Origin of the sequence: Streptomyces africanus (assembly GCF_002150735.1) — a bacterium.
Classification (GTDB): Bacteria; Actinomycetota; Actinomycetes; order Streptomycetales; family Streptomycetaceae; genus Streptomyces; species Streptomyces africanus.
Map to the genome: position 1 here is coordinate 38,859 of NZ_MUKA01000027.1, position 10,766 is coordinate 49,624.

Sequence of the window (10,766 nt, forward strand, 5' to 3'; positions counted from 1 at the left end):
CGACACACCGGACACTGAAGCGGGCAGTCGGGGGTACTCGGTGGCTCATGAGCGAGAAGCAGCAGGTCAGCAGCTCGTACTGGATGGAGACGGCACCCGACGGCCGCCATCCGGCCCTGACGGAGGACCTGGACGTCGACGTGGCGGTGATCGGCGCCGGGATCGCCGGACTGAGCACGGCGTGGGAGCTGACGCGGGCCGGGCGCAGCGTGGCGGTACTGGAGGCCGGGCAGGTCGCGGCCGGGGTCACCGGGCACACCACCGCCAAGGTCACCGCCCTGCACACGCTCGTCTACGACAAGCTGCGCCGCACCCGCGGCCCCGAGGGCGCGCGGCTGTACGCCCGTTCGCAGGCCGAGGCGATCGAGCGTGCGGCCGGGATCGCCGGGGAACTGCGCATCGACTGCGACTGGGAGACCCGGAGCGCCTACACGTACGCCTGCGACGCGGGCCGGGTGGAGGAACTGCGCGCCGAGGCCCGGGCGGCCGCCGAGGCCGGATTGCCCGCCTCGTTCGTGACGGAGACCGGGCTGCCCTTCCCGGTGGCGGGCGCGGTCAGGGTCACCGGCCAGGCCCAGTTCCACCCCCGCAAGTACCTGCTGGCCCTCGCCGCCGACCTGGTCGAGCGCGGCGGGCGGATCTTCGAGGACACCACGGTCCTCGGTTTGGACGAGGGCGAGCCGTGCCGGCTGTCGACCACGACCGGGGCGACGGTGCGGGCCCGGGACGTCGTCGTCGCGACGCACTACCCGATCTTCGACCGGGCCCTGCTGTTCGCCCGGCTGACGCCCAAGCGCGAACTGGTCGTGGCCGGGACGATCCCCGCGGACCAGGACCCGGACGGCATGTTCATCACGCCGGACGAGAACACCCGCTCGGTGCGCACGGCACCGTACGAAGGGGACCGGCGGCTGCTCATCGTCACCGGTGAGCACTTCACACCGGGCACGGGCGACCCGCGGGCCGCTTTCGAACGCCTCACCGCCTGGGCCGTCGAGCACTTCCCGGACCTGGACGTCACCAACCGGTGGGCCACGCAGGACAACACCCCGACCGACACCGTGCCGATGGTCGGCCCCCTGCACCCCGGCGCCCGGCACGCCTATGTGGCCACGGGCTTCGGCGGCTGGGGCATGACCGGCGGCATCATGGCGGGCAGCCTCCTCGCCGCGCAGATCACCGGCGAGGAGCGCGAGTGGAGCGGGCTGTACGACCCGCGCCGGCTGAAGCCCGCCGTGCGGGAGGCGCCGGCGTTCCTGAAGACCCAGGCCAAGGTCGCCGGCCACTTCGTCGGGGACCGGCTGCGGCCCTCGCCGCCGGTGGAATCCCTGCCGCCCGGCGAGGGTGCCGTGGTCCGCGCCGACGGGCACCACCGCCTCGCCGTCTACCGGGACGACGACGGGAACCTGCACTCCGTCTCCGCCCGCTGCACCCATCTGGGCTGCCTGGTCGCCTTCAACTCGGCCGAACGTGCCTGGGAGTGCCCCTGCCACGGCTCCCGCTTCGACATCGACGGCAAGGTGATCCAGGGCCCGGCGACCAAGCCGCTGGAGCAGCGGGACCTCTGACGGCCGGGTGACGCCCGGGCCTACGCTGGACGTATGAGCGAGGACGACTACTGCCTGATCGACGCGACCAGGCCTCCCAGGGCGGAGGGGCCGCCGTACGCGGAGTGCGTGCTGTGCCGGGAGCCGACGGAGTACCCGGAGTCGTACAAGGGCATCACCCTCTGCCCGGTCTGCGAGTGGCAGGAGGCGCAGCGCACCGCCTGCTCAGGGTGATCTGCGGGCGGCGAGCGCACCGGCCAGGGCCAGCGCGGCGGCCGTGACCAGGGCTGCCGCGGCCAGGGGGAGCAGCGGCAGCGGGACGGTCCCCGACCGCGAGCCGGTGACGAGGCCCTGCACCGCCGCCTGGGCCGGAGAGCCGGTGGCCACGAGGGACAGCAGCGCCGCGAGCAGCAGGGCCGGGACGGCACGGCCCCGCGACCGCAGCAGCGGCCGGCTGGTGAGCGCGCCGACGGCCGTGCCGAGCAGCGCGCAGGCCGCGGCGGCGAGCAGCCCTGCCCCGCAGGCGGGGGCGAGCGGCACCGGGGTGCGGTGGTCCGAGGCGACCGGAGCGCTCAGCAGCGTCACGGCGAGGGTCGCGACCGTGCCCAGGGTCGTCGCGCCGGACAACGCCACCAGCAGGCAGGCCACATGGGCGCGCGCGGGCCCGGCGGCCGCCGCCACACAGCCACGCGCGGCCTGCGGCTCCGCCGTGACGCAGATCCGCGCCAGCCAGGCGGTGACGGGCAGCAGCGCGGCGGCCGTGTAGCCGAGCGAGTCGAGCACCGGCTGCCCGGCCTGGACGCTGATCGCGAGGAAGGCGGCGTACAGCAGGAACGGCGGCAGCCAGCGCTGGGAGCGCAGCAACAGGGCGGCGTGGTAGCGCAGGAGGGCGGTCATGGGAGGCTCCCGGGGGTGTCCGGCTGCCGCTCCACACGCACCACGTGCCAGGGCGGGCGGGCCGTGAGCAGGGCGCGGAGCAGGACGTCGGAGTGCGGGGCGGGGACGGTGAGGCGGTGGCTGCCCGGCGCGGTCTCCTCGGCGGAGGTGACGGTCCGCCGCACGTCGTCGGGAAGCCGTCCGTCCGGCGGGCCCTGGACCTCGACGGTGACCTGCGGTCCGGACGGCGACGGTCCCGGCACGGCCCGCTCGACAAGGCTCCCGTCGCGCACGGTGTACGTCGCGTCGGGCAGTCCGGCCAGGCGGCGCGGGTCGTGGTCGACGAACACCACGGATCCGCCGGCCGCCGTGCGCTCGGCGACCGCCCGCTCCAACGCGGCGCGGGCGTCGGTGTCCAGGCCCGTCCACGCCTCGTCCAGCACCAGTAGCTCCGGTTCCCCCAGAAGGGCCTGGGCGACCGCGACCTTCTGGCTGCTGCCCTTCGACAGCCGGGCCATCGGCGTATCGGCGTACGCGGCGGCCCCGAGGCGCTCCAGCCACTCGGCGGCGGCACGGGCGGCCGCCGCGCGGGTCAGGCCGTGCACGGCGCCGAGGTGGGTGAGGTAGCCGCCGGCGGTGAACGGCAGGGCCGGCGGGAACCGCTCCGGGACATAGGCGGTGCGCGGGCGGCCGGTGATCCGGCCCTCGCTGGGGGCGTCGATGCCGGCGAGCAGCCGCAGCAGGGTCGACTTGCCGGTGCCGTTGGCGCCCTCGACGCGGACGAGCCGGCCCGGGGCCACCGTCAGATGGACGCCGCGCAGCACCCAGGGGCCGCGCAGGCCGTAGCGGCGGCCCGCGTTCTCCAGGCACAGGTCGGGTCGCATGGGCCCCATCCTCCACGATCTTCCGGCTGGCACACTGGGATTCGTGAGCGAAGACCCGACGCCCGTGAGTGACAGCCCCTTCCGTTCCGAGCCCTCGGACCGCGACACGGCACCGCAGTTCGTGCTGCCGCTGGTCGTGCGCATCGAGCGGACGGACCCGCCGGCGCGTACGGACGCGCTGGAGACGGCGGCGCGGGCCGTGCTGACGATCCTCAGCGACGAGCGGTCGGCCGGCGACGGCCCGTGGGCACAGGCGGTGCGGGACTGGCAGGACGCGCGGATCCGCAAGGTGGTGCGGCGGGCGCGCGGCGCCGAGTGGCGGCGGGCGGAGGCCCTGCCCGGCATCACGGTCACGGGCAAGGCGGCCGAGGTACGCGTCTTCCCGCCGGTCCCGCTGGACGGCTGGCCCAAGGACCTGGCCCGCCTCCAGGTCTCCGGCACCGATCTGGACGACCCGGAACCGCCGGTGGCGGCGGACCCGGCCGCTCCCGTGCTGTGGCTCAACCCCGACCTCGGCATGTCGGCCGGCAAGGCGATGGCCCAGGCCGGACACGCCGCGCAACTGGCCTGGTGGGAGCTGCCCGACGAGGAGCGGGCCGCCTGGCACGACGCGGGCTTCCCGCTCGCCGTACGGACGGCCGACCCGGCCCGCTGGCCCGGACTGACGGGCAGCGGACTGCCGTTGGTCCGCGACGCGGGGTTCACGGAGATCGCGCCCGGCTCGTGCACGGTGGTCGCGGACCACCCGGCGCTGCGCCGGGAGCCGTACGCGGCGGGCGGCCCGGCGGCCACCCGTTCGGAGTAGCCGCAGGCGCGCCGGTCACGGCCGGGTCGCTCCACCCGCGCGGCGTGACACGCCCTCCGGGTCAGGAGGGTGGCGGGCGCCGGTCGCGTGCGGCGACCACCGCGTGCAGCCGGCGCGAGAGCGCGGTGGCCGCCGCCGTGAGGAAGACGAACGTGTACAGGATCTGGGCGACCGCGACCAGGCGGGCCTCCTGCCCGCTCGGGGTGATGTCCCCGTAGCCGACCGTCGCGAGCGTGACGACGGTGAAGTACAGCGCGTCGACACGGGTGTTCAGACCGGTGAACTGGCCCGGCCGCTGGGCGAGGGCGTAGTACCCCGACGAGAAGACCAGCACGGCCAGGCACATCAGCAGCGGGATCATGACGCCCGGCCGGGTGTGCGGCTTCTCCAGCACGACGTCGCGCACCTGGCGCAGCAGCAGCGCGGCCAGCAGCCCCAGGCACAGGGCGAACAGCGGCCAGCCCAGCCAGGCGCGGTCCTCGCCGAGCCCCTCCAGCGGGAGCAGGAAATAGGCCGTGCCGACGGCGACCACCAGTCCCCCGGCGGCGGCCCACACCCACCGCTCGCTGCCATCGCGCATACGTCCGGTCTACGACCTGTCGGGGGGGTGGCGCGACTTTGGTGCCTCCGTCGGTGGGGCCGGGACCGTCGGGGGCCGAACCTCAAATATTCCTCTGAAGGCGCCCGTGGCGGGGTTCGAGGGCGGGCGGCTGGGCCATACCTCCCTCACGTTCGAGGAACCGGCTGTGCGGAGGAGGGGACGATGGAGCGACTGGGGACGGGCATCGGCTGGCGACCGGAGATCGCGGACGCCGTGGAGCGCATGCCGGGCATCGACTGGGTCGAGACCGTGGCCGAGAACGTCTGCCCCGGGCATCTGCCCGAGTCGCTGCGGCGGCTGCGCGAGCGCGGCGTCACCGTGGTGCCGCACGGCGTCTCGCTCGGTCTCGGCGGTGCGGACCGGCCCGACGAGGGCCGTCTGGCCGCGCTGGCCGAGCGGGTGGAGGCACTCGGCTCACCGCTGGTCACCGAGCACATCGCGTTCGTACGGGCCGGTGGTTCCCTGACGGCGACGCCGCACCTGGAGGCGGGCCATCTGCTGCCCGTCCCCCGGACCCGGGACGCGCTGGACGTGCTGTGCGAGAACGTGCGCATCGCGCAGCAGGCGCTGCCGGTGCCGCTGGCCGTCGAGAACATCGCCGCACTGATCTCCTGGCCGGGCGAGGAGATGACGGAGGGCCAGTTCCTGTACGAGCTCGCCGACCGCACGGGCGTCCGGCTCCTCATCGACGTGGCCAACCTGCACACCAACAACGTCAACCGCGCCGAGGACCCGGCCAAGGCCCTGGCCGAGCTGCCCCTGGAGGCCATCGCCTACGTCCATGTCGCCGGCGGTTTCGAACGCGACGGCGTCTGGCACGACAGCCACGCCCACCCCGTCCCCCGGCCGGTCCTCGACATCCTGACCGACCTCGCCTCCCGCGTGTCCCCTGCGGGGGTCCTGCTGGAGCGCGACGAGAACTTCCCGGCACCGGCGGAGCTGGAGGCCGAACTGGCCTCGATCCGGCGGGCCGTGGAGGCGGGGGCCGTCGAGCGGGTGAAGGCGCAGGTACGCGCGGCGGGCCACGCGGTCGCCACCCGGCGGCCGGGGGCCGTCGGCACGCCGGCGCCGGACCTGCCCGGTGCGCGGTCCCGGGGCGGGCAGCGCGAGCCGCTCGCGGCAGCCGGAACGCCGCGGGGCCATGAGACCGGGGCGGCCGGGGCGACACGGGGCGCCTCCGGCCGGCCCGAACACAGGGGCGTCGACGAGGCCCGCCAGCGGCTCGGGGTCGCTCAGGCCGCGCTGCTGTCGGCGCTGGTCGCGGGGACGCCCGTGCCCGAGGGGTTCGACCGGGTGCGGGTCGGCGTACAGGCCCGGGCGCTCGCCGCGAAGCGGGCGGACGTCGTGGCGAAGGTCGCGCCCGAACTGCCGGAGATCCTCGGGGCGGACTACCGTACGGCCTTCCTCGCGTACGCCCAGACGCAGCCGATGACCGGCGGCTACCGGCTCGACGCGCTCACCTTCGCCGAGCACCTGCTGTCCGCCGGGCGGCCCGGGGACGCGGCGGCGCGGCGAGAGCTGCGGGAGTGGTGGCTGGAGCGGTCGGGACCGGCGCCGCGCTCGCGACGCCCGGTCCGCCGGCTGGCCCGCGCCACCCGGAAGGCTCTGCTCCGGCGTTGACGCGGGGATCGCCCCTCAGCGCTTCGGCGCCGCCTCGGCCCGCTCCTTCGGCACGGCGTCACCGGCAGCCGCGTCGCCACGGCCGTAGTGGTGGGTCGTGAACATGTACAGCACGCCGGCGCCCACCACCACCGCACCGCACAGCAGGACGATCCAGTTCTCCCACCAGGACTTCTCTGGGGTGCGGGCCCAGGAGATGTTGATGATGGCGAGAATGCCGTAGACCAACGCAGCGACGTTCACCGCGAGACCCCAGCGGCCCAGGGTGAACTCCCCCGCCGGACGCCAGCCCTTGAGCCGGGCGCGCAGCGCGGCCAGCACCACCATCTGGAACGAGCCGTAGATGCCGAGGATCGCGAACGAGACGATGTTGGTGAGGGCGTCTTCGGAGAACAATGAGGCGAAGGCGATGAGCAGCGGCACCGCCGCGGACACGAACAGCGCGTAGCCGGGCACCGCGCGGGCGTGGGCGAACCGCCGCAGCAGCCGGTGTCCGACGATCATCTCGTCCCGGGCGTAGGAGTAGATGAGCCGCCCGGCGGCGGCCTGGAGGCTGATCGTGCAGGACAGGAAGGAGATCAGCACCACGGCCATCACCAGCCGCGCCCCGGTCTCCCCCATGGCGTCGTACAGCACGGCCACCACCGGGTCGGCCTGCTCGCCGGAGATGATCGCGTTGAAGTCCGTGACCGACAGCAGCAGCGACATACAGGTGAACGTGGCCGCGGCACCGCCGATGTAGATGGTGCGGCGCATCGCGCGCGGGATGACACGGCCCGGGTGCGCGACCTCCTCGGCGGTGTCGCCGCACGCCTCGAAGCCGTAGTACTGGTAGAGGCCGATGATGGCGGCTGCCAGGAACGCCGGCAGGTAGGAGCCGTCTCCCCCGGCGCCGTAGGAGTCGAAGATGACGCCGAGGCCGTGGTGACGGTGGGTGGCCAGCAGGTAGATCCCGACGACGAGGGCACCGATGAGCTCGCCGGTGAAACCGATGATGGCCGCCAGCGAGAGCGCCTTGGTGCCCATGTAGTTGATGAGGATGGCGACGACGATGAGCACGGCGGTGCACAGCACGGTGGTGTGCACAGTGGCGTCGAAGCCGAAGAGGATGGCGATGTAGGGGCCGGCGCCGTAGGCGACGGAGGTGATGGTCACCAGCAGCGCCCACATGTACACCCAGCCGGTCATCCACGCCCAGCGCTTGCCCCACAGCCGCCGGGCCCAGGGATAGACACCGCCCGCGATGGGGTACTGGGCGACGATCTCGCCGAAGATCAGCGCGACGAGGAACTGGCCGCAGCCTGCGAGCAGGAACGCCCAGATCATCGGCGGCCCGCCCTCGACGATCGCGGTGCCGAAGAGGGTGTAGGTGCTCACCACCGGGGAGAGGTAGGTGAAGCCGAGGGCGAAGTTGGCCCAGGGGCCCATGTCCTTGCGGAACTCCGAGCCGGGCTCGGCCGAGGGGGGCCCGGCCGCCGGTGCGGGGGGCTGTTGACCGGTCACTGGCGGGCCTCCTGTTTCGACTGTTCCGCGGGGCCGGGTCGGTCGAGGATCAGGTCGGCGGCGCGTTCGGCGGCGAGCAGGACGGTCACCATCGGGTTGATGGTGGGCATCGTCGGGAACACCGACGCGTCGACGATCCGTACCCCCTCGGCACCGAGCAGTCTCAACTCCGGGTCAAGGACGGCCATCCGGTCGTCCGGGGCGCCCATGCGGCAGGTGCCCGCCGGGTGGTAGACGGTGTGCGCCGCGCGGCGGCCGTACTCGGACAGGCCGGCGTCGGAGACGACGTCCGGGCCGGGCGCGACCTCGCGGACGAGCCAGTCGCGCAGCGGGTCGGTGGCGGCGACCTCCCGGGCGACCTTCAGCCCGTCCACGATGGTGCGCTCGTCGTGGCCCTCGGGGTCGGTGAAGTACCGGAAGTCCAGGGCGGGATGCTCGGCGGGGTTGTTGCTGCGCAGCCACATGCGGCCGGTGGAGCGGGCGCGCGGCACGTTCGGCGTCATGCACACCCCGTGCGCCGGCACGGGGTAGCCCAGGCGCTCGGTGTTGACGGTGAACGGCACCTGGTAGAAGTGGAACATCAGGTCCGGGCGCGGCTGGTCCTTGTCGCGGCGCAGGAACAGGCCGGCGTCGGAGTCCATCGCGGAGTTGGGCGGCAGCGGCCCCGCGGTCTCCCAGACGATCACGGACTCGGGGTGGTCCAGCAGGTTCTCGCCCACGCCGGGCAGGTCGGCCCGTACGCCGATGCCCAGGGCCCGCAGGTCGTCGGCCGGGCCGATGCCGGAGAGCATCAGCAGGCGCGGGGTGTCGATGGCGCCCGCGCACAGCAGGAGTTCGCGTTCGGCACGCACGGTGGCGGGTTCCCCGTCGGCGCCCCGGACGGCGACGCGGGTCAGCCGGCCCGACTCGTCCGGGATCAGCCGGTGCGCCCAGGTCTCCAGCAGGAGCGTGAGGTTGGGCCGGTTCAGGACGGGGTGGAGGTAGGCGACGGACGCGGAGGAGCGCAGGTTGCCCTCGGGCTGGTAGGCCAGCGAGAAGAAGCCGGTGCCGTCGGCGAAGGGCTCGGCGTTGAAGTCGTCGACGACGGGGACGCCGAGGGCGCGGGAGGCCGCGGTGACGAAGTCCACGGCGATGGGATTGCGGTCGGCCTCGGCGACCGGGACGATCTCGGTGAGCAGCCGGTCGCGGTAGGGCAGGATCGTCGCCGGGTCCCAGCCGGCGCAGCCCCGGCTCACCCAGTCGTCGAGGTCCTGCGGCAGCGGCAGGAAGCTGATCAGCGTGTTGTGCGAGGAGCAGCCGCCGAGGACGCGGGCCCGTGAGTGCAGGATGTGGGAGTTGCCGCGCGGCTGCTCGACGGTGGTGTAGCCGTAGTCGAACTCCGAGCCGAGCAGGTTGATCCAGTTGCGCAGGCGCAGGATGCGCTCGTCGCCGACATCGCTGGGGCCGCCCTCGACGACGCAGACGCGGCAGTCGGGGTCCTCGCTCAGGCGGGCGGCGAGCACGCAGCCGGCGGTGCCGCCGCCGACGATGACGTAGTCGTAGGCGGATTCGGCGCCGTGCGCGGGTGTGGGGGCCATGCGGTGTCCTGCTTTCTGTGTCGTTCAGCCCTTGAACCAGCCGGAGGGGGCGGGCGCGAGGTTCTGGTAGATGTGCTTGGCCTCCTGGTACTCGCGCAGCCCGGTGGGGCCGAGTTCGCGTCCGACGCCGGAGCGGCCGAAGCCGCCCCACTCGGCCTGCGGCACGTAGGGGTGGAAGTCGTTGATCCAGACGGTGCCGTGCCGCAGCCGCTGGGCGACGCGCTGGGCGCGGCTCGCGTCGGAGGTCCACACCCCGCCGGCCAGGCCGTAGCGCGTGTCGTTGGCCAGGTCCACCGCCTCGTCCTCGGTGCGGAAGCGCTCGACCGTGACGACCGGGCCGAAGACCTCCTCCTGGACGATGCGCATGGACCGGTCGCAGTCGGCGAAGATCGTCGGCAGCAGGAAGAAGCCGCGGCTGAGGGCGGGGTCGTCGGGGCGGGTGCCGCCGGTGACGAGCCGGGCGCCCTCCTGCTGGGCGACGGCGATGTAGTGCTCGACCTTCTCGCGGTGCTCGGCGGAGCTGAGCGGGCCGCTCTCGGTGCCCTCCTCCAGGCCGTTGCCGAGCCGGATCGCCCGGGCGCGCTCGGCGTAGGCATCGACGAACCGGTCGTGCAGCGCGTCCTCGACGAGCAGGCGCGAACCGGCCGAGCAGACCTGACCGGAGTGCAGGAAGGCGGCGTCCAGCGCGTAGTCGACGGCGGCGTCGAAGTCGGCGTCCGCGAAGACGATGTTGGGGTTCTTGCCGCCGAGTTCGAGGGCGATGTTCCGCGGTCCCTCGGCGGCGCTCGCCATGATGGACCGTCCGGTGGTCAGGCCGCCGGTGAAGGACACCAGGTCGACCTCCGGGTGGCTGGTCAGGGCCGCGCCGACGGTCGCCCCTGAGCCCAGCACCAGGTTGGCGACGCCGGGCGGTGCGCCGGCCTCCTCGATGAGCCGGATCATGGCGATCGTGGTGAGCGGGGTGGTCTCGCTGGGCTTGAGGACGAAGGTGTTGCCGGCGGCCAGCGCCGGGGCGACCTTCCAGGAGGCCTGGAGCAGCGGGTAGTTCCAGGGGGCGATGAGCGCGCAGACCCCGACCGGCTGGTAGACGACGCGGCTGAGGACGCCCGGGCCGACGTCGACGACCCGGCCGCCGTCCTGGCCCGCGAGTTCGGCGTAGTAGCGGAAGGCGTTCGCCACGTCCTCGACGTCGATGCGGGCCTCGGCCAGCGTCTTGCCGGTGTCGAGGGTCTCGGTGCGGGCGATGTCCTCCTGGTCGCGCAGCAGCAGGTCACGGACGCGCAGCAGGACGTCGGCGCGGTGACGGGAGCCGGCGTCGGCCCAGTCCCCCTGGTCGAAGGCGCGCCGGGCGGC

Annotated in this window: 10 protein-coding genes; 4 read left to right on the forward strand and 6 right to left on the reverse strand. The window is 74.0% G+C overall.

The genetic code is table 11. The annotated features are described in order from the left end of the window. Nucleotides 1-47: 47 nt before the first annotated feature. Nucleotides 48-1,568 (forward strand): FAD-dependent oxidoreductase, encoded by a 1,521-nt coding sequence (locus tag CCL05_RS04525; protein ID WP_086559172.1) that lies wholly within the window; start codon nucleotides 48-50, stop codon nucleotides 1,566-1,568. 33 nt (nucleotides 1,569-1,601) lie between these two features. Continuing rightward, the gene (locus tag CCL05_RS04530) at nucleotides 1,602-1,781 is read left to right on the forward strand and encodes a hypothetical protein (protein ID WP_086559173.1); all 180 of its coding nucleotides are present in this window, start codon (nucleotides 1,602-1,604) and stop codon (nucleotides 1,779-1,781) included. Here the strand turns inward: CCL05_RS04530 and CCL05_RS04535 are convergent. Beyond that, entirely contained in the window at nucleotides 1,773-2,444 is a 672-nt protein-coding gene (locus CCL05_RS04535; RefSeq protein WP_086559174.1) for an ABC transporter, read from the reverse strand. The genes CCL05_RS04530 and CCL05_RS04535 overlap by 9 nt on opposite strands. After that, a complete protein-coding gene (locus tag CCL05_RS04540; protein ID WP_086559175.1) occupies nucleotides 2,441-3,307 on the reverse strand; it encodes an ABC transporter ATP-binding protein in 867 nt (288 codons plus the stop codon). The genes CCL05_RS04535 and CCL05_RS04540 overlap by 4 nt, the downstream gene beginning before the upstream one ends. A gap of 43 nt (nucleotides 3,308-3,350) precedes the next feature. Here CCL05_RS04540 and CCL05_RS04545 point away from each other — a divergent pair, with 43 nt between their 5' ends. Beyond that, nucleotides 3,351-4,112, forward strand: coding sequence for an aminoacyl-tRNA hydrolase (locus CCL05_RS04545; RefSeq protein WP_167409506.1), 762 nt, complete (start codon nucleotides 3,351-3,353; stop codon nucleotides 4,110-4,112). Between the two features lie 61 nt (nucleotides 4,113-4,173). Here the strand turns inward: CCL05_RS04545 and CCL05_RS04550 are convergent, their stop codons facing one another. Beyond that, entirely contained in the window at nucleotides 4,174-4,692 is a 519-nt protein-coding gene (locus CCL05_RS04550; protein WP_107400419.1) for a potassium channel family protein, read from the reverse strand. Nucleotides 4,693-4,875: 183 nt separating this feature from the next. Between CCL05_RS04550 and CCL05_RS04555 the strand changes: the two genes are divergently transcribed. Continuing rightward, nucleotides 4,876-6,333, forward strand: a complete 1,458-nt coding sequence (locus tag CCL05_RS04555; RefSeq protein ID WP_086559177.1) for an MbnB/TglH/ChrH family RiPP precursor modification enzyme — start codon at nucleotides 4,876-4,878, stop codon at nucleotides 6,331-6,333. 15 nt (nucleotides 6,334-6,348) lie between these two features. On the opposite strand, the gene CCL05_RS04560 is transcribed toward CCL05_RS04555, so the two are convergent. From CCL05_RS04560 to CCL05_RS04570, 3 genes are all read right to left on the reverse strand, one after another. Further along, complete coding sequence (locus tag CCL05_RS04560; RefSeq protein WP_086559178.1) at nucleotides 6,349-7,836, reverse strand: APC family permease; 1,488 nt, start codon at nucleotides 7,834-7,836, stop codon at nucleotides 6,349-6,351. After that, entirely contained in the window at nucleotides 7,833-9,413 is a 1,581-nt protein-coding gene (locus CCL05_RS04565) for a GMC family oxidoreductase (RefSeq protein ID WP_086559179.1), read from the reverse strand. The genes CCL05_RS04560 and CCL05_RS04565 overlap by 4 nt, the downstream gene beginning before the upstream one ends. A 24-nt stretch (nucleotides 9,414-9,437) precedes the next feature. After that, nucleotides 9,438-10,766, reverse strand: a 1,329-nt coding sequence (locus tag CCL05_RS04570) for an aldehyde dehydrogenase family protein (RefSeq protein WP_086559180.1), incomplete at its 5' end; no start/stop codon positions are given.